The following is a 22,493-nucleotide window of genomic DNA, read 5'->3' on the forward strand; positions in this document are numbered from 1 at the left end:
TTTCCTGAAAAAAATTTTAATCAAATGTTAGCTGTTAGTCGTGTTAAATCATTCCCTCGCGTTTTACCTTCTCCACGAGCTTCTCTTTGCGGCGTTCGTATGCCTTAACGATATTCTGCACGAGATTGTGCCTTACGATATCGTTTCTCGAAAGCTCGCAGCAGCCGACGCCGTCAATATCGCTGAGCGTTTCGATTGCATCTGAAAGCCCGCTCTTATTTCTCGCCTCGAGATCCACCTGAGTGAGGTCGCCTGTAACGATCATCTTTGAATCCCTGCCAAGCCTCGTGAGGAACATCATCATCTGAGAGGGCGTTGTATTCTGCGCTTCATCGCAGATTATCACGGCTTCATTCAGCGTTCTGCCCCGCATAAAGGCCAGCGGGATTATCTCTATCACATCAAGGCTCATCAGCTTGCGCATCTGGCCGTATTCCATTAGGTCTTCGAGGCTGTCGAAAAGAGGACGCAGGTACGGATTCACCTTCGCCTCAATATCGCCCGGGAGGAAGCCGAGCTTCTCGCCCGCCTCAACTGCAGGACGCACCAGCACGATTTTGCGGATCTGCTGCTTTTTGAGCATAGAAACCGCCATCGCAACTGCGAGATACGTTTTCCCCGTGCCGGCAGGGCCCGTGCAGAAGGTCAGGTCGTTTTCGATCATCTGCTTCAGGTAGTCTGCCTGCCCGTCTGTAAACGGCTCCACAACTGCCTTATGCGAATAAACCTCAATCGAATAGGCTGAGGGGTCGAGATCTGTTTTTGAAACCTGTGTGATTATATTTCGAGCCTCTTCGGGGCTGACTTCCTTCCGCTTTTTGCCGGTCTTTTCGAGCCGCTCTATCGCTTTTGCTGCCTTTGCGCAATTCTCCGAATCGCCCGAGATCTTAACTTCTTCGCCCCTTGCACTCACCCGAACATCAAACGCTTTACGAATCTGCCGAAGATATTCATCGGCCGGGCCGAATACGAGAGAGGCAATGCTTTCGGAGGCAAGCGTTATCTTTTTTTCCAATTTAAAACTGAACCTTCCATTTTCCGAAAAGTAAACAAGTGTACAATTCTATACGGAGTTAGCTGTTTTTCAACCAAAATCTTCTCAATCACTGATCTTTGCGTCATTGAGACGCCAGTCGAAGTAGGAATATTTTACATCGAATTCAGGGTTTTTATAAACAATCCAGTTCGCATCGGGCTTATGCGTGAAGATGAAATTCAGTACGCCCCTGATAGATTCGTCTCTGGTTTTCAGCCGCGTTCTTGTGAAGTAATGTTCGTGGAAATATTCCGATTTCTCTTTGAAAAGCCTTGAAACAGCAAGCTCTTTCGCCTTATGGTCAGGGTCAACGAAATCATCTCTCAGCAGGGTTTGCTTCACCTGCTCATCGAGCATTTTCTCCAGCTTCCAGCCGGTATATGGCTCATTGCGGAGCTTAGGGGAGCTCACTGCGGCCTGAGAAAGGGCGAGAAGCACCTTCGGATCGCCGTAAACATCAACTGCATTTTTTTCCATATCGCTGAGATTGTATTCATTGCCCATAACAGCATAATACTTATCCGTGAACGGATCATCAATCTGCATTATGCTTTCTGCAGGGTAGAAGATCATTTTGATTCTGGAGGCCTCAATGGGATAATGGTCGAAAACCGTTTTGATAACACAGATGTTATAGGCATTAATCCAGAAAGCGGCCTTCTGCTCGTCTTCCCAAACGAGAAAATCTTCCACCTCGAGCCGCCTCATCCATCTCAAAACATCCAGGATGTCGTTCTTCTGCCTTCTAACCTTCGCATAGTCCACCTCGCCTTTGCTGTTTACAAACGAGGGCTTGAGAACTTTGCTGAAGGTCTCGTTCGGCCCGGGTTCTGCGGGCTTCTCGGCGAGCTGGTTGAGCGAGTTTGGGTCTTTGGGCGCATCGGTCTTTTCTGCTGCCTGCAGAAAGCCGGCGAGCAGGACAATTATTGAAAGAATTTTAAAATTCATAAATCTCATTATCTCCAGATTTTAGAAAAACCTGAAATCATTACAACCCGTTTTCGCATTAGCTTTTCATATAGATTGTATTATTCGGTTTTGTCCTTCTTCTTATTCTTCCTATTCTTACGCCCGCGGGAGGTGAGATTGTTCTCGAATTTCACTTTCATATATTCCCGCAGCTCTTTATCGTTCTTGAAATGCAGCTCGTAGCCGTATTCATCCTGATTGAACTCGCAGCTTTCTGAATCGAAATCTCTGCATATCTGCGGCCTGTCCTTATAGTTCAGGCACATACTCGTTTCCGGGCAGAGATACCTGCACGGCGTGCTGAAGCTCACATACCACTGCCCATCCTCCACAAACACGCTGATGTTTTCGTGGCAGAGATACCATCTTATATCATCGAAATCTTTTTCGGTTTCGGGATTATCTATAGGCAGAGCGATATATCGGCAGCAAAGCCCTTCGCAGTTTTTGCAGCTCTCGTCCATATCGTCGGGCATTTGGTTCTTTTTCCCCATCGTTTATTTCCTTTGAAGCAGGTATAACAAGCTTAGATTTACTTCCAGTTAATAAAAATGCCTTTCGGCAGACTGAAATTATGAACAAATTCCGCTAAAATCAAGTACAATCAAAACAGCTTGGATTATTAACTTGAATTTTCTTATTCTAACAATTAGAATAAAGTAGGCTTGAAACGGATTTCAGGCAGTTTTAGTTTTATATTTCGCTTTGAAGGGTTCATATTTTGACTTCGAGGCTCATTTTCATTTTATCCGCAGCGATTTTTATATGCGGCTGCGGAAGCGAGAGTTTCATAACAGACGATGCCACTGAGTTTGAATCGAAGGTTTTATTAGAAGAAGCCTCACGCATCGACGCAGATTCGTCTGTTAAAAACCAATTGCCTGAGATTTACGAACAGGAACCTGAGATTATCCAGACATCTTCAGGCACTAAGGTGGTTTATTTCACAAAAAACCAGCCCCCGAATGTGCTTGCAGGGCTTCTGAAAAATCAGATGAAATGTTCGGCAAACCCCTCCAGCTCCACCAACCAGATCATTATAAGCTGTAAAAACAAGGCTCACGCAGAGGAAACAATAAGCTTTCTCAACAGCGTTGATGTTCCGCCGGTGCAGATAAAGATAAGCTGCCTGCTTATCGAGCATTACGCAGACCTTACGATGGACAGGGAAACCACTGTACACATTGGCGAGCTCTTCGGCACCGATATAACTCTAAGCGGAAAACAAGACGGTGGAGACTATATCCCTAACTTCCCCGGCGCTTCTCTCCGCGAGCCGGACAGAGCCGATTTAAGTCTTGATCTGGGATTCGAAAACGGGGCAATAGGCGATTCAGATTTTGTGCGAGTGGTAGTGGATATGCTCGAATCGAGGGGGTATCTCAAGGTAATGATGAACCCCGAGCTTGAGGTGGTTTCAGGCCAGAAGGCCACATTCAAATCCCGCGAGCAGGTGCCTACAATCCGCGTTATAACCGAAAGAAACAGAGAACCGTACAATCTCACCGAATATATCTGGGTTGAGGACTATCTGGAAGTTGTCCCGCATCTGTATGCAGACGGAACTATAGGCGTTAAAACAAAGGTTCTTATGGGCTCAAAATCCACGCCGGAAGGTGTAGTTCAGCAGAGGATTATTTCCAAGAAGGGCATTGATATCGGTGAAAACCGAATCAAACCCGGCCAGAGCCTTATTATTGGCGGGTTCAAAAAGGCCGAAAAGGTTTCTGTAATCAGAGGCTTCCCCTTCCTCAAAGATATACCTGCCGTGGGGCTTTTATTCTCGAGCAAGGATTTTGAAGAGCGGGCAAAGGAGATTACTTTTATCATTACTCCTTCCATCTCAAGCCACGGCGAACCTTACGACGAGATGCTCAAAAAGGTCAGAGAGAAGCTCGATGACCACGTAACCGATTCGGAAATCACCAGAATCATCGAAAGGATGATGATTGATCCGTTCCAGAATGAGCTCGAGCAGAGGGAGGTAAAATCGCTCAAGGACGAAGAAGAGCTCAAGAAGGTTAAGGCGGAGATAAACCTTGCAAGGCGTTCCCGCGAGCTGAGGAAACTGCGAGACCAGCTTAATGAGCTCAAGCAGAGGCTTGAATTTGAGAAGAGCCAGGCCTCAGAAGCTCAGAAATCCGCCGAAGAATACCAGAAAGAAATCGAAAAGGTTGAAGAAATTACCGAAAAGCTCGAAAAGACAATCAATCCCGAAAAAAAGAAGAGCTCTAAGCAGGGAGGGAAGAAATGAGAATCAATAATTCCGCCCTCAAAATTATCACTGCCGTGTTCTCAGCGCTGCTTCTATTCGGCTGCGGCGAGGTTCTCGACGAGAAGAAAACCGAGATCGAGGCGAAAAGGCTGCTTGAAGCTGCATCGGAGATCAGGAAAGATTTAGAGGTTGACCGCCCTGTACCAGATAGGATATCCTCAGAAACCGAGATTCAGAAGACATCTCAGGGCGTGAAGCTGTTTTACTATACAAAAAACCATTCTCCAAAGTATGTAGAAAATATGCTGAAGAGGGAATTCAAGGTGGGAACTGCCCGTCTGGATTCTGCAAATCAGCTTATTATATCCTGCGGAAACGAAAAGCTCGCCAACGAAATACTCGATTTTATAAAGATTATCGATATCCCGCCTATTCAGGTGCGCATAAACTGCGTGATTGTGGAGAATTACGCAGACCTTACGATGGACAAGGAAACGAGAGTTGAAGTGGAAGAGGTATTCAGCTCTGATGTGGCTATGACGCCTAAAGGCGAAGGTCCCAGCTTCCCGGGCGCATCAATACGAGAAACTGAACGCTCCGATATGGGTATGGAACTCGGATACTCCTACTCAGAAGACGGCGAAAAGGTTGAAACGCTCGTTGACCTGCTAGTATCGAGGGGGTATTTCAAGGTTCTGCTTAATCCGACAGTTGAAACGCTCGTTGGAGAGCCGGCTGAGGTTACATCTTCCGAGCGTGTGCCGATAACTAAGATCGTTACAAAGAACAATATTCAGCCGTATCAGGAAACAGAATATATCTGGATAGAAGATAAGCTCAAAGTTACCCCATACGTTTATCAGGACGGGACAATAGGGCTCAAAACCGATATCTCCATCGGCTCTAAATCCACGCCCGAAGGGGTTGTGCAGAGGCCGGTTATAACAGAGAAAAGGGCCACTTTCGGCGAAAACCGCATACGAATCGGCGAGAGCCTCATTATCGGCGGCTTCAGGAAGATGGAAAATTCCGCTGTAACAAGGGGTTATCCGTTCCTGAAGGATCTTCCGTTTATAGGGATGTTTTTCTCCGGCGACGACTACGAACAGCGTGCTAAGGAGATTACCATCATCCTTACGCCGAGCATTTCAGGAAACGGTATGCCGTATGAAGAAACAATGGACTGGGCGGAAAACAAGCTTGAGAGCCGAGTTAAGGATAAGGATTTATCCGAGATCATAGGCGAAACGTTCACAAGCCCGCTGGGAACTGAAAAGCAGTACACCGAGAAACTCGAAAAAGATGCTGCAGAGCAGGCAATCAGCAGAATAAAAACTGAGATTGATATAAACGAAACTGAACGTGAGCTCAAGAGGCTCAAAGATCAGGTTCAGCAGCTCGAAACCAAGCTCAAAGACCAGCAGCTGCAATCTCAGGAGGCCAAAAAGGTTAATGCTGAATACAAAGAGAAGCTCAATCAGCTAAAGCAGCTCCAAACCAAGCTTCAAAAACACCTTGAAGAGCAGAAGGCAAAGGCAAGAAAAGCCCAGCAGCAGAAAGAAGCGGCTCAAAAGAAGGCCAAACAGCAGGCACAGAAAAACAAAGAGCAGGCCAAAGCCGAGAAAAAACAGAATGAGGCAAATAAGCAGCAGGCTAAGCCGAAGCAGGAAAACAATAAACCAGAGGAAAAGAAAAAGCCGGCTAAGGATAAAAACAATAACAGCAAAAAGAACAATTCCAATGAGAAGAAATAAAAACCTGAAACTTTGAGCAAGTTTTCTTATGGAGCGTTCCAATGGATAAATTACTAAAGCTTGGTCTGTTTTTACTGCCATTGCTTCTTCTTGCCGGCTGCAGAGAGAGCTGGCTTGAAGATTCACACGACCCGCTTTATTTCACTTCCAGGCCGGAGGTGATGCAGAATCCGAATAAATCCGTACCTCTGGCAGCGATTCTGAAATTTGAAACCAATCACCCTGTTACCTCACGCGTGTTTCTCAGCGACGGGGAATGCCAGCGTGAGATAATATTCGAGAACGACCAGACATACAGAAAAAGCCTTCCGATAGTGGAGCTCTGTCCGGACAGAGATTACACCCTCGTGGTTGAGGCGCAGGATAAAATCGGCCAGAAGATAAACTCGAAAGTGATGAATTATCAAAGCCCGCCCCTGCCCGGAGGGAGCGAAAAGTTTCCAAGAATAACTAATCAGGTGTTTGATGAGTATGCTGTTGAGCCCGGATTGATTCTTTTCAACCCTCGAAGGAGAATACCAACTAATTCCGAGACGCTTCAGGGCAGTGAAAGGGAGGATTTCAACAAGAATTTCGGCCTTCTGACAGCAGTGAACAGCGAAGGCGAGCTGGCTTGGTATTATAAAGCCGATTCACGCATCAGCGATTTCAGGTTTATAGAAAACGGCCATATTGTCTATATCACTCAGGACAACCGGCTCGTGGAGATAGATCTCTTGGGCAATATCGTAAATCAGTGGTATGCAAAGGGAAGGCCTGAAGGCGAGGGCGAAGGCGTAGCTGTGGATACGCTTACATTCCATCACAGCGTTAAACAGCTCGAAAACGGCAATTTCCTCATTCTCGGGACAGACCGCCGGCGAATCGAAAACTACTACACAAGCTCAAAAGACCCCGATGCCCCAAGAGAGCCGCAGTGGGTGATGGGGGATGAGATAATCGAATTCGACCGCTGGGGGAAAGTGCATTGGAGATGGAACGCTTTCGAACATCTGGACACTCATCGTATTGGATATATGACCTTCAGCGGATACTGGGAGCGAAGAGGCTGGCCGGATACCTTGGACTGGACGCACGCAAACAGCGCAAGCTTTCTGCAAAATGAAAAGGCTGTGCTGCTGAATCTAAGACACCAAAGCGCCGTATTGAAGATAGACAAAACCTCCAAGGACATTGAATGGATAGCAGGGGAACACTCCGGCTGGCCGGAAGAAATGAAAAACAAACTCCTCACCCTCAAGGGCTCTGAGAGGTGGTTCTGGCATCAGCACGCTCCCGAATTGACTCCGGAGGGTAATCTGCTTGTGTTTAACAACGATAATTTCCGTGCCCGGCCATTCGACAAACCCGCCCCGCCGGCAGAGATTAGAAGCTGCGCTCAGGAATACCGAATTGATGAGGAAAATAAAACGATAACAAAAATCTGGTCTTCAAGGAAGGCCGATGATCAAGTGCTTCCAAGCTTTGCTATGGGAAGCGCTGCCGCGCTGCCTGAAACAGGGAATGTCCTTGCAGGATACGGACTTATGTTCCGCAAAGAGGACTTGAAAGAGGCCTCTTGGGACACAAGGAGGCAGTATATAGGAACAACGCAGATTCGTGAATATACCCGAAGGCCGGAGACGAGGCTGGTGCGAAAGATTACTCTTACAGCAAGAGACAGCAGCAGCGGAATCGGATGGAGCCTGTATGGGGCGAGGAATGTTAAGAGCCTTTATAAAGGCAAATAACAACCCTGAAACTGCTTTAGAAGGCAATCCCCTTGCCACTTGCCGCTCGCCGCTTTATAATCTTGGCTATGGATGAATTGTTCAAAAAGCAGGAAGAAGAAAGAATCCTCTCCAATGCACCTCTTGCGGTTCGGATGAGGCCTGAGAATTTAGACGAATTTGCAGGTCAGAGCCATTTCGCCGGCGAGGGGAAGCTGCTGCGGCGTATGCTTGATGCAGGCAGTCTAACGAGTGTTTTATTTTACGGGCCTCCGGGAACCGGCAAGACGAGCCTCGCAAGGGTGATAGCGAATACGATAAACGCCCATTTCGAATACCTCAACGCCCCTTCTGCCTCCGTTAAAGACGTTCGCAGCATAACAGAGCGGGCAAAAAGCAGGCTCATAAATTCTAAGGCGAAAACTATCCTCTTCCTCGATGAAATACACCGTTTCAGCCGCACCCAGCAGGACAGCCTGCTCAGCGAGGTGGAGCATGGAATCATAATCCTAATCGGAGCCACTACGGAAAATCCGTTTTTCTCGGTAAACGGCCCGCTCATCAGCCGAAGCACCCTTTTTGAATTCAAGCCCCTCTCAGAAGACGATATCAAAAAGCTTCTGGAACGTGCGATGAAGGATAATCGCCGCGGACTCGGCGATACGAATCTATCAATCTCGAAAGACGCAATCAATTTTATCGCAGAGATTTGCGATGGAGATGCCAGACGGAGCCTGAATGCCCTTGAGGTTGCGGTTTTGAGCAAAAAAACCGGCTCCGGCGAGGTATCGTTAGAGGACGTGCGGGAATCCGTGCAGAAAAAGCAGGTGGCCTACGACCGCAAGGGCGATTCGCATTACGATATCGCAAGCGCCCTGCAGAAGAGCATACGCGGCTCGGATCCGGATGCCGCTGTTTACTGGCTCGCGAGGATGATTGCCGGCGGCGAGGATGTCCGCTTTATTGCTCGTCGTGCGGCGGTATGTGCGGCTGAGGATATCGGCAATGCAGACCCTTTCGCCACAGTGCTGGCGGCCTCGGTTGTGCAGGTGGCGGAGTTTGTGGGGCTGCCTGAGGCTCAGCTTCCGCTTTCACAGCTTGTAACGTATCTGGCCTGCGCCCCCAAATCCAACGCCTCTGCCAAGGCAGTGTGGGAGGCGGTGGCTGATGTTGAAAACGGCAGGATAGCTGATGTCCCCCAGAACCTCAAGGACACCCACTACAAGGGCTCTAAATCCCTCGGCCGCGGAATGGACTACAAATACCCCCACGACTACCCTGGGGGAATTGTGCCCCAGAACTACTCGGGCTTAGATCAGAGAAAACAATATTACAACCCAGCAGACTCCGGCAGGGAGAAAAAGATTCGCGAAATCCTCGAGAGAAACAGGGCGATCCTCGATTCGAATCACCAATAAACGACAGAGCCGACCAGCCCCCGCCGCTTGCAATGTCAAACTTGCCACTCGCCACACGCTACTGAAGCAGATACAGCACACCGGCCGTGGAGCCGGCGGCGAGGATGCTGGAAACCACAATAATCGCAGCGGCGAGATTCTTATTCGCCCCGAGCTGCTCAGCAATCACAAACGAGCTTACAGCCGTTGGGCAGGCCAGCAGGAGCATCGCTATCACCTGCTGTTCATACTGCATATCAAACAGGAAGTATATCGCAGCGAAGCCGGCTGCCGGCCCTACTGCCACCTTTATCAAAGACGCAAGGAATGCGGTATTGAAATCCGAAGCCCCCCTCGAGGCCACAATATTCGCACCGATCGAGAGGATCGCAAGCGGGAGGGTCATCTGCCCGATAATCCGGCAGCTCCGCTCCACAGGCAGAGGTATCGAATCGAACACCTGAGCGTAGGCCAGCCCGCAAAGCACAGAAATGATAATCGGATTCTTGATAAGCCGCTTCACTACCCTCGCAGGGAAGGCGATGTCAATCTTTGAGGTTGTGGAAACAAGCAGGAATATCGCAATCAGATTGAAGCTCGGAGTGAGCAGCGAGATAGACAAAAGCACAAGCTCCTCAATCTCCTCGATCTTGCCAGCTCCCTGATCGGCAAACGTAAAAACAGCGAGCGGCAGGCCGATAAAGAGTATGTTGCCTCTGAACGAGCCCTGAAGGAAAGCCGCTTTCGATGGCCTGTCCAACTTGAGAACAAGCGACAGCAGAAGCGCTGCGAGAATCGAAACGCCAACCCCTATCATCACCACATAGTAGAGATTCAGCACGTCCGAAAAGCTCTTTTCCGCAGCGGCAATCTTGTAGAAGAGAAATACCGGTATGCCAACCCAGAACACAAGCTTGTTGAGCCCTTCTGCGAGGTCGTCGGTGATAAAGTTCCACGCCTTCAGAGCCGCGCCGAGCCCTATCATTATAAATATGGGCGATATGATATTCAGAATATGCTGCAGGGCTTCTGCGTTCATAGTAAAGTTCCGTTAATCCGCAGCTACTCTGAAGTTTTCTTCTTAGCAGAAGTCTTTTTTGTTGTTTTTTTAGCGGTCTTCTTGGCTGTTTTCTTCGTTGATTTCTTGGTTGTTTTCTTCGTTGTTTTTTTGGCTGTTTTTTTCTTTGCGGCGGTTTTCTTCCTGCCGAGGATCTCATCAGCCTCTTCGATTGTATCAGGCGGCCAAACGCCCTCGTTCTGAAGCTCTTTGAGCCTATCAAGCATCTTGATGCTGATTATATTCCGGCACCTTGGAAACTTGTTGCACCCGAGGAACGGCCCGCGTTTGCTCTGCCGCACCACAAGCTCGCCGTTCTTGCACTTCTGGCATCTGATCCCCGTCGGCTCCGGCGGCGGGGCGGGCGGAAGCACGTTGCCTTCCTTATCAATCTTCATAATCGTTTTACATTTCGGGTAGTCCTCGCAGCCGAGGAACTTGCCGTAGCGTCCGGTTTTCACAACCATATCCTTGCCGCAGTTCGGGCATTTGTGTCCGCTCTTTTCCTCCTTCACAGGCTTGCCCTCAGAGTCGCACGGACAGGCATATTTACACTCCGGATACTTCGAACAGCTAAGGAATCTGCCGTTCTTCCCGAAGCGGTATTCGAGCTTCGCCCCGCAATCGGGGCAGTTGTAATCGCTGGGGGTGGTTTCGGCCTTGGCGTGTTTCATCTGTTCCTTCGCCTGCTCAAGCCGGCTGCTGAAAGGCCCGTAAAACTCCTCCAGCACCCTCACCCAGTCGTTGTTTTTCTCTTCGATTCCGTCGAGGTTTTCCTCCATCTGACGGGTGAATGCGATGTCCATAATCTCCGGGAAGAAGTCTTCGAGCTTCTCTGTTACCACAATCCCGAGGTCGGTGGCGCGGAGCTTCTTGTCTATCTGCTCCACGTATTTCCTGTCCTGTATGGTGGAGATGATCGATGCATACGTACTCGGCCGGCCGATGCCTTCCTTCTCCAAAGCCTTCACAAGCGAGGCCTCGGTGTATCTTGCAGGCGGCTTTGTGAAGTGCTGCTCGGGCCTTAGATCAGCCGCTGCGAGCTTCTGGCCCTCTCTCATCTCGGGAAGCTGCTGCTCTGTGGAACGGTTTTGCCAAATCTTCGTGAACCCGTCGAATGCGAGCATCCTTCCGGAAGCCCTGAATTCACACTCGCCAACCTCCGCCTGCGCGCATACCTTTACAGACGTAATGAACCACTTTGCGGGCGTCATCTGTGAGGCGATAAATCTCCGCCAGATAAGGTCGTAGAGCCTAAACTGCTCGTCGCTCAAGTGCGGCCTTGCCTGCTGCGGGGTTATTGACGGGTCTGTTGGGCGTATTGCCTCGTGCGCCTCTTGGGCGGCCTTGCTGGAGGCGTAGAAATTCGGCTTATCGGGCAGATAATCAGCCCCGAGCTGCTCGCTGATATACTTTCGCCCTGCATTGAGCGCCTCGGGCGAGAGGTATGTGCTGTCTGTACGCATGTAGGTGATCAGGCCGATTGTTCCAAGTCCGCCGAGGTCAACGCCCTCGTACAGGCTCTGGGCTATACGCATCGTGCGTTTTGCACCGAAGCCGCTGCGGTTTGAAGCGGCCTGCTGAAGCGTGGATGTGATAAACGGAGGCAGGGGGCGTGATTTGGATTCCTTCTTCTCAACGCTGCTGACTGTGAAATCCTGCCCGCTGAGAGAGTGAAATATCTCTTCGGCCTGCTGCTGGTTTTTCGCTCCGAATTTCTTCCCGCCAACTCGGGCAAGCTCGGCCTTGAAGGCGTTGTGCTGCTCGAACCAGTCTGCAAGCTCAGCGCGGCTGGGCTTCTTCTCGCCGGCATTCAGCTGCTCCCAGCTCTCGGCGTATTTATGCTGCCCGTTGCTGGTCTGGTCTAAATCTGTGGTGAAAACTGCGGGAATCAGCCAGTATTCCTCCGGATTGAACGCACGGATCTCCTTCTCCCGCTCGGCTACTATCTTCACCGCCACAGACTGAACGCGCCCAGCACTCAAGCCCCCGGCAACCTTCTTCCAGAGCAGAGGGCTTATCTGATAGCCCACGATCCTGTCGAGAATTCGCCTTGCCTGCTGGGCATTAACTTTCGCCATATCCAGCTTACCCGGATCTGCGAAGGCCTGCCTGATGGAATTTTTCGTTATCGCATTGAAAACAACGCGGTATGTATGTTCATCCGAAACGCCCAAAACCTTGGCCAGATGCCATGCAATCGCCTCACCCTCGCGGTCGAGGTCTGTGGCAAGATACACATTATCGCATTTCTTCGCAGCGCTTCTGAGCTGGCCGACGAGCTTCTTCTTGCCCGGAGTTATATCGTAGGTCGGCTGGAAGCCGTTTTCTATGTCCACATTTATCCCTTTGCTGGGCAGGTCGCGGATGTGCCCGTTTGAGGCCTTAACCTCAAACTCCGAGCCGAGATATTTATTTATCGTTTTCGCCTTCGCCGGCGACTCAACTATCACAAGATTTTTCATAATAGAAAGCTAAATGCCCTTCCTTTTTAGGCCTGTAGAGTTTTTTAAGGGCAGAGAAATAAGAACATTCCTGCGGTTTGTCAAGGAAATTCTATAACCTGAGCAAGCTTGCAAGCTGGGTGTGCGACAATTTTTTGTGGCTCGCGGCAAGCTGCGAGCGGCAGAGTGGCAGAGCTGCAAGTCCGCCTGCGGCGGATGGCGAGTGGCAAAATTATTAGTGAAAAATTAGCGGAGATTAGCGGCTGAAAAATCCCGTCTAAAAAATATCCCCTTAGTGCATCTTAGAGCTGCTTAGCGGCTTATATATCTCAGCGGAGTTTAGCGGCCGCAAAATATCCGCCGGCTTTTTTTTAATTTACACTTTTTCATATTGCATTCCGCCGTTATGGTGTTAGCATACCCGCCTTCTGTTTAGGAATCAAGAAAGCGAGGCAGAGATATGACATTTGAATTTGATTTATTCACCCATTTTGTAATGCCGCTGCTGATTTTCCTCTCCCGCGTAGCGGATGTGGGGCTCGGCACGATACGTCTGATTTTCATAACCAAGGGCATGAAAAGGCTTGCTCCGCTGGTCGGCTTTTTCGAGATGCTGGTATGGGTTTTGGCGATGGGCGTAGTGATGAAGAATCTGAACAATCCGATTTCGTATATTGCTTATGCCGGCGGATTTGCTGCGGGCAGCTATATCGGCATCCTGCTTGCCGAGAAGATGGCTCTGGGGAAGGTGATGCTGCGTGTGCTGATTGTGGAAAACTGCCAGTTGCTGCTCGAAGAGCTGCAGCACGAAGGCTACGGATTCACCGTTTTAGACGGCCGGGGAGCAAAGGGGCCGGTGAAAATCGTATTCTCCGTGATAAAGAAGAAAGACCTCAAAAAGGTTATAGAGTTTATAGACAAACACCACCCAAAGGCGTTCTACAGCGTGGGAGATGTGGGCAGCGTGCGCGAGGGGATTTTCCCCACTAAATACCCAACATCATTCTACCGCGCCTCCCTGCCATACCGCCTCTTCAGGAAGGGAAAATAAGCTTAAAAAAAGCTGCTCAGCACAAGCATTTTCCGCCAATTGAAAACCGCTGTTTTGGCTAATCAGAGCGGTTGAGGGGCGGGTGAGAGATGAGCTTGAAATTTTTTGAGAAAAATTTGTATTTTTTTGTTTGGCGCAATCTGAAGTTTGTTGTATATATAGGTTTGTTCACAGATTGAATGTGAAAAGAAGAATGAGAATTAACTTAATTTTTTGAAAGGATGTTAATTATGCCAGCAGTTATCGATAAAGAAACCTGCACGGGCTGCGGGGCGTGCGTGGATGCCTGCCCTGTTGAAGCGATCTCTCTGGACGACAACGGCAAGGCCGAAGTAGATGCGGATGTTTGCATCGACTGCGGTGCGTGCGTTGATGAGTGCCCGGTAGAGGCAATCTCGATGGAATAATCCATTCGATGATTAGAAACAGCATTTCAAGGGGCAATCTTTACGGGGGTTGTCCCTTTTTTTTGGAGCGAAAATAATGGCATACCAGCAGTATATGCATTGGGCGATTGAGCTGGCCAAACGCGGTTTCGGGAGTGTGGAGCCCAATCCTCTTGTAGGGTGCGTTATAGTTAATCCCGAGGGTGAAGTTGTAGGTGAGGGCTGGCATAAACATTTCGGCAAAGAGCATGCGGAGATAAACGCCCTTCAAGACTGCCGCCTTAAGGGGCTGAGCCCCTCCGGCTGCTCGGTTTACGTTACCCTTGAGCCCTGCAGTCATTACGGGAAAACCCCGCCCTGCGCAGCGGCGCTGATAGAGGCGGAGGTTGCCGAGGTGATAGCTGCAATGGAAGACCCGAGCGAGAAGGTTGCCGGCAGGGGGTTCAATATGCTGCGTAAGGCTGGGATCAAGGTTGAAGCGGGGGTTTGCAGGGAGCAGGCCGAGCTGCTGAACCCGGCCTTCATCAAGCAGAGCAGGCATTCCCGCCCGTGGGTTATCCTCAAATGGGCGCAGAGCATTGATGGATATATGAGCGAAACAAGCCCCGAAGGGCAGGATTTATGGCTCACTTCCGAAGCGAGCAGGGAAAATGTGCACAGGCTGCGGAGGAGCTGCGATTATATCCTCGCAGGAATCGGAACTGTCCTGGCAGACGATCCGCTGCTTACCGCAAGGCCCTCTCACGGCAGAAGCCCGCACAGGATTATCCTCGATTCAAAGCTTAGAATAACCGCTGATATGCGGCTTTCTCAGAGCATAGACGCTGCCCCGCTTACGATTTTTACGCTCTCTGAGGATCAGGAAAAGATTCAAACGCTCACCGACTGCGGAGTTAATGTTGTCCAGGCGCAGAGGGATGAGAATGGCCGATGCAGCATTCGGGGCGTGCTGGATAAGCTTGCCGCAAAAAATGCCCAGAGGGTGATGGTGGAGGCGGGGCCGGAGCTGCTCACCGAATTCATCCGCTGCGGGCTTGCAGATGAATTATGGATATACACTGCCCCTAAGATGCTCTGCTCTGCGGGGAAAGACAGCTTACCTAAAGCAATGGCAGGGCTCCCCGGAAGCGGTCTCTATCACAGCCAATTCACTCCATTCGGCGAAGATATACGGCTCACCGCTCTAACCCGCCCTGTAAGCGAGATTTGAGCCGGCTTAAAACGGCCCGACGTTTATCGGATAATCAAGCTTATCGCCCTTGTAGTTTTCCTCGCCGCTGCCGCTGATATACATTCCAGCCTCAACGCCCGGAGAATCGGGAGCGAGCTGGAAGCCCAGCGGATTCCAGAGCCCGTTTTCATCTTTAATACTGCCCTTGAATCGGGGCTTTTCGGTTATCGCTTTGCTGTCTTCAGGGCGGTTTTCAAATTCGCCTGAATACAGATTGTTCAAGAATCTGGTTTTCCTGCTGCCCGCCATAACGAAATCTGCCTCGCCTTCCACATAGAAAATATTGTTGGCGAAGAGCGTATTTTCAGGGTACGGCCCGCCCCAGTTGTCCATCTCCACAATCGTTCGGTCTATCTCTTTGGAGCTCTTGCGGGGCACGTAAATCAGATTGTTGTATATTCTGGTGTTCGTAACTGGGCCGGTGATGTGGAAAGTTGGCGAGAAGCCGGCGGCGTGGCCTTCGGTGCGCAGCCCGTCGTTTATGCTGATATTGTAGCGTACTATTGTGCCCTCGTTGATCCTGCTGGATTTGGCTGCCTTGCCGTTGCAGCAGATAAGCAGGAAGCCGCCTTCGTTGTCGTGGCTGTAGTTGTACTGGATTATCGTGCCGCGGCAGTTCCAGTCTGAATCGAAGCCTTGGCCGTCCCAGCAGGCCTTGTGATCGGATACTTCGTTGTACTGAATGACCGTGTTATCCGAAGACCACGGCCAAATGCCCGCGGCCGCATCGCCCTTCTCCAGCATTCTCGGGCAGTCCCGCATAACGTTTCCTTCGATAAGGGCTCCGTCGCATCCCAGCGGCACAATCCCATCGCCCGGGATGCCCTCAAGCAGATTATCACGAACCACCACATTCAGGCTCGGATGCCAGTTATTCCGGTTGGTATAGCCGCGGGAGTTTATGCCGTTTCGGACGCAGTCTTTCAAACGGCAGTTTTCGATTACAAGCCCGTTGAAGCGGGTTTTCTTTTCCTTGCCGTGATTCTGCCAGATGATTGCAGATCCGCCGCCTTTTTTCTTCTTATACTTGCTGCCGTTTACATCATGGATGAACAGGTCGCTGATTCGGATATCGTTTCCCTCGCCGAAGTCTTTGAGCTCTATCCGGAGCCCCCTTCTGCCCGGTTCAGGCTTGCTGCCGGTGTTGGTTATCTCGAGCCCTTCCAGCGTAACGTATTCCATATTGAAAAGATGAACGGCTTCGGGAAATCTCCCGCCGGCGGCCAGGAGGGGTTTATCGCCTTCGCCGTAGCTGCCGATATATATCTTTTTGCCCTTTTCGCCGCAGCCCTGAGGCTTGAAATGGCCTGTAAACTTCTCGCCAGCCTTGAAAAGCAGCTTATCGCCGGGCTTGAGTTTTATGGAATTAGCCTTTTCAAGCGTTCTGAAGGCCTGTTCGGGGGTTTTGCCCGTGTTTGAATCATTGCCTTCACTGCTGTTTACATAGTAGTCTGCGGCAAGGCTTATTGATGCCGCCATAAGCAGGATGAGTGTGTATCGAATCATAAAAACCGCCTTAATCTATTTTTAACTGCAAATTTCTTTTAGCTTTTGTTCATCTATAATCTCAACCCCGAGGCTCTCGGCCTTCTTCAATTTCGAGCCGGCCTTTTCCCCCGCAAGGAGGTAGTCTGTTTTCGAGCTCACGCTGGAGCTAACCTTCCCGCCATTCTGCGAGATAAATTCCTTCACCTGATCCCTCGTGAATTGCGAGAGCGTTCCGGTTACCACGAATGTTTTCCCGGCAAGCGGCTTTTCCTGCTCGCTCTGCTGTACATACGGCCTAACGCCCCGAGCCAGCAGCTTATTCACTACTTCCCTGTTTTCGGCATCTGCGAAATATTCCTTCACGCTCGCCGCCGCAACAGGGCCGATCTGGTCTATCGCTTCCATTTCCTCCGCTGAGGCGTTCATAATCGCCTCAAGCGAGCCAAACTGCTCAGCGAGTATCTCGGCGTTCTGCCCGCCGACATACCTAATCCCGAGCGCCTTTACAAACCGCCAAAGCGGAATCTCTTTGCTCTTTTCAATCGAGGCGAGTATGTTTTGGGCGCTTTTATCGCCTATCTTATCTAAGGATGTCAAATCTTCTCTAGAAATTCCGTACAAATCTGAAAAATCTTTCACGAGCCCCTTATCTATAAGCTGCTCTATCACTGCCGGGCCGAGCGTGTCGATATCCATCTGCCCCTTGCCCACAAAATAAACGAGCCTTCCCTTGAGCCTTGCAGGGCAGCCCGGATTGGTGCATATCAGATACACGCCGTTTTTGTCTTTGGCGGTTTTGCTTCCGCATACAGGGCACTGCTCCGGCGGCAGGAATCTCTCACTGCTCTCGGGGCGATGGTCTTTGAGCACCTTCACCACCTGCGGGATAATCTCGCCGGCCTTCTCCACTAGCGCAGTATCGCCAACTCTGGCATCCAGCCTTTCCACCTCATCGAAATTGTGCATCGATGCCCTGCGGACTGTTGTACCGGCAAGCTCCACAGGCTCAAGATTTGCCACTGGGGTGAGGATGCCCGTTTTGCCCACCTGCACATCAACGGAGATAATTTTCGTTTGCTTCTGCTCTGCGCTGAATTTATACGCCATACACCAGCGGGGGCTTCTGCCCGTTGCCCCGAGCTTCTGCTGAGCCTCGAAGCTGTCAACCTTGATCACCATCCCGTCTGTGGGGTAGTTGAGTGTCTTGCGTTTCTCGTCCCAGAGCTGGATTATCTCGATAACCTGCTCGATATTTTCGGCCTCTGCTGCCTCCGGATTCACCGGAAGCCCCATCTCTTTGAGCCTGTTCAGGGCAGCGAAGTGCCCCTTAGCGGAGAAGTTTTCCGCGCCGGCAAGCCCGTAGCAGAAGAATGAAAGCTCCCGCTTAGACACCTCTTTCGAATCGAGCAGCTTCAGCGAGCCGGCGGCGGCGTTGCGGGGGTTTGCGAATCTCTGCTTGTCCTGCGAGTCTCGGAGCTTGTTGGTTTTCTCGAACGCGCTGAAAGACATAAACACCTCGCCCCGAACCTCAAACCTCCCCGCAGCGGGATTATCCAGCTTCAGCGGGATCGAGCGGATTGTCTTTACGTTTGCGGTTACATCATCGCCCTGCTCGCCGTCGCCGCGGGTGGCAGCGCGCTGGAAGATTCCGTTTTCGTATATCAGGCTTATCGCAAGCCCGTCGATCTTCAGCTCCACGGTGTAGGAGTAGTTGTCGCTGCCAAGCCCCTTGCGCACGCGGCTGTCGAATGCGCGGAGCTCTGCGCTTTCGTAGGTGTTGTCTATGCTGAGCATCGGAACGAGATGCCGAACCCGCTCGAAACCCTCGCTCGGGGCCTCGGATACCCTCTGCGTGGGCGAATCGGGCGTTATGAGCTCGGGATGGGCGGATTCTATCTCCCTGAGCTGCCTGAAAAGCTCGTCGTAGCGGAAATCCGATATCTCCGGGCTGTTTAGTACGTAGTAGAGGTAGTCGTGCCTGCGGATCTGCTCTCGTAAATCTTTCGCTTTTGCTTTTAAGTCCATTTATTCACCTGCGCTATATATTATTCTGCCGACAAACGAAAATAATACCCCAGATTGCAGCTTTAAGCAAGCTGTCTTCCGCTGGATTCAATCCGCAGATTGCTCAGACAGATAAAATCCACGGATTACACCGATTTCGCGGATTTTTTGCGGCAAGCGGCGTGTGGCGAGAAGATTTCCCGCTTACCGATCGCTTTTGCCTGCATGGACTATCACGGACTTATACGGACTCCCGCTTATCCCTTCGATCTGCTGTCCGTGATTCCCTGTGCTTATCCGTGAGTGTCTGTGAGTGTCTGTTTTCCTGCAGCGACAAGATTTCACTTACTACAGCGGCCCGACATCCGCCGTGGCAGACCCGCTAAGCTCATGCAGCGAAAAGACTTCCCACTTGCCGCTAGCTTATTACGCTGTTCGCTGCCGGCTCAGTTCGTAAATGTTGCGGCCTGTCTGTGTTGGGCATCTGCTGTCCACTTATTCCGTCCGCCGAAGGCGGGCTACATGCGTGGCTCGGTCTTCGTTAGTTTTTCGCAAAGATTTCACGCAGCGAAGTGTTAATCAGAGCCGTGCGCAGAGTCCGCCGAAGGCGAAGAGCCTGTCCGCCGGAGGCAGAAAACAAGCGAATAGATTTTTGGCCCGTGGCAAAATCATTAGCAATAAATTAGTGCCGATTAGTGGCCGGAAAAAAGCTTTGCCACAAAATAATGCTGCAAATAAAACGAAAATACTAATCTTTTTTACTTGAACCATAAATCCAGTATGATATATTGTGAATATCGATTATATAAGCAGGCTCCTCGGCGGACAAATAAAGATTGTTGGATTGCAAAAGGAAGCAAAATGAAAAAACAGATCTCGAGAGTATCAGTGTTTCAGAGCAGCAAGGTGGTAGCGCTTCTATACTTCTTCTTCGGCCTGCCGCCCGCTTTAGCAGGGTTATTCATCGTGCTGTTTGCTAACCAGACTGAGCAAAAAATCGCAGTAATACCTTTCCTGCTTATGCCCATTATTTTATCTGTCATGGGCTTTGTTTTTCTTTCAATAATGATCGCAATTTACAACTTCCTCGCGTCAAAGGTTGGGGGAATTGAATTCGAAACCAGGGAAGTGGTATAATAGCGACAACGGCAAGCCAAAGAAGGCTGAAAATTAAAAAGTCAATTTGATAAGTAATTATCTTCATTTCTTTTTGGTTGAATGAAAGCAAGTGTCGGACGGACTACCAGAACTACAAGCCCCACGCATAAAAGAGCGTCTTATAATTAAAAAGAGTATTACCAAGCTAATGTAAATATTTAGAAAACTTTATACGTGAATGAAACTATAAAATGGACAGGTTTATTAGGAGGCCATTGTGATTACGTTTAAGTGCCCAACTTGCAGTCATAAATTAAAAGCTAAATATTCAAAGATTGGTCAAACAATTAGTTGCCCCGTATGCGACGAAAAAATTAAAATACCAATTTTGGATAAATGCCCTAACTGTGGAGAACCTATTGTATTAGAAGGCAAAAAACAAAACGCATTTTTGAGTCAAAATTCAATTGCTTTAATTAATGAATTTAACGAAAAAAATTTTAGTATAATGTGTCAAAAATGTGGAACTAATCCATATTATAATACAATTAATAAAATTAGGGATAAAATTAAAGAACTTTATGAGGCTGGTAGGACCCTATTAAATCAAGTCCCTATAGTATCAACTCACTCTCCTCAAAATTGGGACTACAATGTATTAGATATAGTTACTTCACAGACAGTTTCAGGTACTGGTTTTATTTCCGACATAGCTTCTTCATTTACTGATTTCTTTGGGGCAACATCTGGAACGTATAACCAAAAAATAAAAGACAGCGAAAAACTCTGCAAACAGATACTCCGCGTAAATGCCGTTAATTTAAACGCCAATGCTATTATTGCTGTAGATATAGATTATTCTTCTGTGGGAAAAACGACAGGAATGCTAATGGTTTGTATGACAGGTACTGCTGTTCAACTAAAAAATACCAAGGAGGTATTAGAAGAATACAGGGCTAACCAATTAACTGAATTAATTTCTTCAATGGAAGAAATAAAAAGATTAGAAAATATACTAAAAAAAGAATCAAGTAGGAAGTAGGGTACTCAATATTTAATAGCAGTCCTCAACCGCCAAAGTACAATTCGGTACACGGCTGTTCAATAGATATTTAGTAGAAAAAAAAGCGGCCAAGTCTCTTTTCCGATTGCTGCGTTTTTTCAACCACCGAGGGAGCGGAGGATCACGGAGGGAGAATGATATAATCCATAGATTACTCGGATTTCGCAGATTTTTTGCGGCAAGCTGCAAGTCCGCCTGTGGCGGATGGCAAGTAGCAATATCATTAGTGAAAAATTAGCGGAGATTAGCGGCTGAAAAATTCCCTCTCCGCCGCAGGCAAACTATCTCTCCGCCACAGGCGGACTGGCTCTGTCAAAAAAAATATCTCCAACATCAGAGCAGGATTATGTATTGCGGTGGCAGCGTACTTGCCGGCATAGAGCCTTCCCTCATTTATGAAAATATCCCCTCCAATGTAAATTTGATTTATACCGAGCCTGTCCGCCTGCGGCGGGCCTACATGCGTGGCTCGGTTTAAATATTCGTTTCGTGAAATCGCTGCGTAATACTAACGGGAATCAGAGCCGCACGTGGATGCCCGCCTCTTCCGCACCCATTCGAGGAATTGGGCGTTTTCCCTGCTGCCTGCGGTGAAGATCGCAATCCGAAGCTCGTATGCCCTGCCGGCGTAGTTCTCCCAGCCCGGCTTCATCCCGAGCTTATCGGCAATATACTCACGAAACTCCTTCATCGTGAAATCCCCGATATCCCCGCGAGTTTTCTCTCTCCCGCCATGGCCGGAAGTTTTTTCTTCCGAAGGCGAAGAACAAAGAGCCCCTCCGGAAGGCTCTTTTGTTCGAGACGCCGCCTTTTCTTTTTTATTTCTTTTACTTTTTAAATTATGGTGGACAATTTGTCTATGATCCTCGCCAATCTGTCTATGCTGCACGCCAGATTGTCTATGTTCAAAGCCGCTCTGACTATAGCCAATCTGTCTATGTGCCAATTTGTCTATCTGTAATTTTTCTTGAAAATCAGTGGTTTCAATTACCCGGTTCCTGCCGGCTTCTCTTATCTCAATCAACCCCCCGCAAGACAGATCAGAGACAATCCTTGAGATAGAACGCTCCGAGACGCCGCAGATTCGGGCGAGCTGGGCGTTGGACATTCTGCAGCCCTTCGGCAGCCTTCCAGCGGCGAGCACTATCTTCTCAGCACTGCCAACGGGCAGATTCAGGATATCCGATTCGATTTTGATGTAGCTGATCATTTCCTTCTCCTCTTTAACGTATTTCCGATTTCTCAAAGGTTTATGACAGATTGAACGGGAGGCCTAAAAACAAAATTTTTTCAATCTGCCATAGCTTCTTATTAAAAACGGCCTCTCACCCTTGGCTGAATGTTAATATTTTGCGCGGAGATTACCTGCAGGAAGGGGCGCTGTGCGCTGCGCAAACCGCTGCTAATAAAGGAGTAATGATTTTTTTGAATTTTGCTGTTTTCCCCCGCTCACGCCGGCAGACACTGACAAACACTGGGGAAATAAACCCGTGAGGGCCTAATAAAAAGCCAGCGCTCACCTCATCGAGAGGCGTCGCACCAAATCATCCCGCTTGATATTTCTGATTATCGAGCGGGCGGGGAGTACCTA

Annotated in this window: 17 protein-coding genes; 9 read left to right on the forward strand and 8 right to left on the reverse strand. The window is 49.4% G+C overall.

Features of this window, described 5'->3' with window-relative positions; genetic code table 11:
* Positions 1-43 precede the first annotated feature (43 nt).
* The 3 genes from STSP1_RS08070 to STSP1_RS08080 all read right to left on the reverse strand — a co-directional run bounded on the left by STSP1_RS08070 (position 44) and on the right by STSP1_RS08080 (position 2,499).
* Complete coding sequence (locus STSP1_RS08070) at positions 44-1,015, reverse strand: PhoH family protein (protein WP_085755868.1); 972 nt, start codon at positions 1,013-1,015, stop codon at positions 44-46.
* A gap of 84 nt (positions 1,016-1,099) precedes the next feature.
* Positions 1,100-1,984, reverse strand: a complete 885-nt coding sequence (locus STSP1_RS08075; RefSeq protein WP_161491682.1) for a DUF547 domain-containing protein — start codon at positions 1,982-1,984, stop codon at positions 1,100-1,102.
* Between the two features lie 80 nt (positions 1,985-2,064).
* Positions 2,065-2,499 (reverse strand): YkgJ family cysteine cluster protein, encoded by a 435-nt coding sequence (locus tag STSP1_RS08080; RefSeq protein ID WP_085755870.1) that lies wholly within the window; start codon positions 2,497-2,499, stop codon positions 2,065-2,067.
* Between the two features lie 227 nt (positions 2,500-2,726).
* On the opposite strand from STSP1_RS08080, the gene STSP1_RS08085 reads away from it, so the two are divergent.
* The 4 genes from STSP1_RS08085 (at position 2,727) to STSP1_RS08100 (ending at position 9,101) form a co-directional block, all read left to right on the forward strand.
* Positions 2,727-4,259 (forward strand): type II secretion system protein GspD, encoded by a 1,533-nt coding sequence (locus STSP1_RS08085; protein ID WP_085755871.1) that lies wholly within the window; start codon positions 2,727-2,729, stop codon positions 4,257-4,259.
* Positions 4,256-5,974, forward strand: a complete 1,719-nt coding sequence (locus STSP1_RS08090) for a hypothetical protein (RefSeq protein ID WP_085755872.1) — start codon at positions 4,256-4,258, stop codon at positions 5,972-5,974. The genes STSP1_RS08085 and STSP1_RS08090 overlap by 4 nt, the downstream gene beginning before the upstream one ends.
* Positions 5,975-6,015: 41 nt before the next feature.
* Positions 6,016-7,704: an aryl-sulfate sulfotransferase gene (locus STSP1_RS08095; RefSeq protein ID WP_085755873.1), complete on the forward strand. Its 1,689-nt coding sequence runs from the start codon at positions 6,016-6,018 to the stop codon at positions 7,702-7,704.
* 68 nt (positions 7,705-7,772) lie between these two features.
* On the forward strand, positions 7,773-9,101 hold the full coding sequence (locus STSP1_RS08100) for a replication-associated recombination protein A (RefSeq protein WP_085756688.1): 1,329 nt from the start codon (positions 7,773-7,775) through the stop codon (positions 9,099-9,101).
* A gap of 58 nt (positions 9,102-9,159) precedes the next feature.
* Here STSP1_RS08100 and STSP1_RS08105 read toward each other — a convergent pair whose 3' ends face one another.
* Positions 9,160-10,119 (reverse strand): AEC family transporter, encoded by a 960-nt coding sequence (locus STSP1_RS08105; protein ID WP_085755874.1) that lies wholly within the window; start codon positions 10,117-10,119, stop codon positions 9,160-9,162.
* Between the two features lie 23 nt (positions 10,120-10,142).
* The gene (topA, locus tag STSP1_RS08110) at positions 10,143-12,602 is read right to left on the reverse strand and encodes a type I DNA topoisomerase (RefSeq protein WP_085755875.1); all 2,460 of its coding nucleotides are present in this window, start codon (positions 12,600-12,602) and stop codon (positions 10,143-10,145) included.
* A 439-nt stretch (positions 12,603-13,041) separates the two neighbouring features.
* Between topA and STSP1_RS08115 the strand changes: the two genes are divergently transcribed.
* The 3 genes from STSP1_RS08115 (at position 13,042) to ribD (ending at position 15,228) form a co-directional block, all read left to right on the forward strand.
* A complete protein-coding gene (locus STSP1_RS08115) occupies positions 13,042-13,632 on the forward strand; it encodes a DUF2179 domain-containing protein (RefSeq protein ID WP_085755876.1) in 591 nt (196 codons plus the stop codon).
* 230 nt (positions 13,633-13,862) lie between these two features.
* A complete protein-coding gene (locus STSP1_RS08120) occupies positions 13,863-14,039 on the forward strand; it encodes a 4Fe-4S binding protein (protein WP_085755877.1) in 177 nt (58 codons plus the stop codon).
* 76 nt (positions 14,040-14,115) lie between these two features.
* Positions 14,116-15,228: a bifunctional diaminohydroxyphosphoribosylaminopyrimidine deaminase/5-amino-6-(5-phosphoribosylamino)uracil reductase RibD gene (ribD, locus tag STSP1_RS08125; RefSeq protein ID WP_085755878.1), complete on the forward strand. Its 1,113-nt coding sequence runs from the start codon at positions 14,116-14,118 to the stop codon at positions 15,226-15,228.
* A 6-nt stretch (positions 15,229-15,234) separates the two neighbouring features.
* Here ribD and STSP1_RS08130 read toward each other — a convergent pair whose 3' ends face one another.
* Both STSP1_RS08130 and ligA read right to left on the reverse strand, forming a co-directional pair.
* Complete coding sequence (locus STSP1_RS08130) at positions 15,235-16,755, reverse strand: right-handed parallel beta-helix repeat-containing protein (protein ID WP_085755879.1); 1,521 nt, start codon at positions 16,753-16,755, stop codon at positions 15,235-15,237.
* 21 nt (positions 16,756-16,776) lie between these two features.
* Complete coding sequence (gene ligA, locus STSP1_RS08135; protein WP_085755880.1) at positions 16,777-18,762, reverse strand: NAD-dependent DNA ligase LigA; 1,986 nt, start codon at positions 18,760-18,762, stop codon at positions 16,777-16,779.
* A gap of 840 nt (positions 18,763-19,602) precedes the next feature.
* On the opposite strand from ligA, the gene STSP1_RS08145 reads away from it, so the two are divergent.
* Both STSP1_RS08145 and STSP1_RS08150 read left to right on the forward strand, forming a co-directional pair.
* Positions 19,603-19,878: a hypothetical protein gene (locus STSP1_RS08145; protein ID WP_085755882.1), complete on the forward strand. Its 276-nt coding sequence runs from the start codon at positions 19,603-19,605 to the stop codon at positions 19,876-19,878.
* 238 nt (positions 19,879-20,116) lie between these two features.
* Positions 20,117-20,881, forward strand: coding sequence for a heavy metal-binding domain-containing protein (locus tag STSP1_RS08150; protein ID WP_085755883.1), 765 nt, complete (start codon positions 20,117-20,119; stop codon positions 20,879-20,881).
* A 529-nt stretch (positions 20,882-21,410) separates the two neighbouring features.
* Here the strand turns inward: STSP1_RS08150 and STSP1_RS08155 are convergent.
* Positions 21,411-22,112, reverse strand: coding sequence for a hypothetical protein (locus tag STSP1_RS08155; RefSeq protein WP_085755884.1), 702 nt, complete (start codon positions 22,110-22,112; stop codon positions 21,411-21,413).
* Positions 22,113-22,493 lie beyond the last annotated feature (381 nt).

Origin of the sequence: Sedimentisphaera salicampi (assembly GCF_002117005.1) — a bacterium.
Classification (GTDB): domain Bacteria; phylum Planctomycetota; class Phycisphaerae; order Sedimentisphaerales; family Sedimentisphaeraceae; genus Sedimentisphaera; species Sedimentisphaera salicampi.

Coding starts and splice junctions, on each gene's coding strand:
- STSP1_RS08075 (WP_161491682.1), bottom strand. CDS start 1,984: ATGAATTTTAAAATTCTTTCAATAATTGTCCTGCTCGCCGGCTTTCTG.
- STSP1_RS08080 (WP_085755870.1), bottom strand. CDS start 2,499: ATGGGGAAAAAGAACCAAATGCCCGACGATATGGACGAGAGCTGCAAA.
- STSP1_RS08090 (WP_085755872.1), top strand. CDS start 4,256: ATGAGAATCAATAATTCCGCCCTCAAAATTATCACTGCCGTGTTCTCA.
- STSP1_RS08095 (WP_085755873.1), top strand. CDS start 6,016: ATGGATAAATTACTAAAGCTTGGTCTGTTTTTACTGCCATTGCTTCTT.
- STSP1_RS08100 (WP_085756688.1), top strand. CDS start 7,773: ATGGATGAATTGTTCAAAAAGCAGGAAGAAGAAAGAATCCTCTCCAAT.
- STSP1_RS08105 (WP_085755874.1), bottom strand. CDS start 10,119: ATGAACGCAGAAGCCCTGCAGCATATTCTGAATATCATATCGCCCATA.
- topA (WP_085755875.1), bottom strand. CDS start 12,602: ATGAAAAATCTTGTGATAGTTGAGTCGCCGGCGAAGGCGAAAACGATA.
- STSP1_RS08115 (WP_085755876.1), top strand. CDS start 13,042: ATGACATTTGAATTTGATTTATTCACCCATTTTGTAATGCCGCTGCTG.
- STSP1_RS08120 (WP_085755877.1), top strand. CDS start 13,863: ATGCCAGCAGTTATCGATAAAGAAACCTGCACGGGCTGCGGGGCGTGC.
- ribD (WP_085755878.1), top strand. CDS start 14,116: ATGGCATACCAGCAGTATATGCATTGGGCGATTGAGCTGGCCAAACGC.
- STSP1_RS08130 (WP_085755879.1), bottom strand. CDS start 16,755: ATGATTCGATACACACTCATCCTGCTTATGGCGGCATCAATAAGCCTT.
- ligA (WP_085755880.1), bottom strand. CDS start 18,762: ATGGACTTAAAAGCAAAAGCGAAAGATTTACGAGAGCAGATCCGCAGG.
- STSP1_RS08145 (WP_085755882.1), top strand. CDS start 19,603: ATGAAAAAACAGATCTCGAGAGTATCAGTGTTTCAGAGCAGCAAGGTG.
- STSP1_RS08155 (WP_085755884.1), bottom strand. CDS start 22,112: ATGATCAGCTACATCAAAATCGAATCGGATATCCTGAATCTGCCCGTT.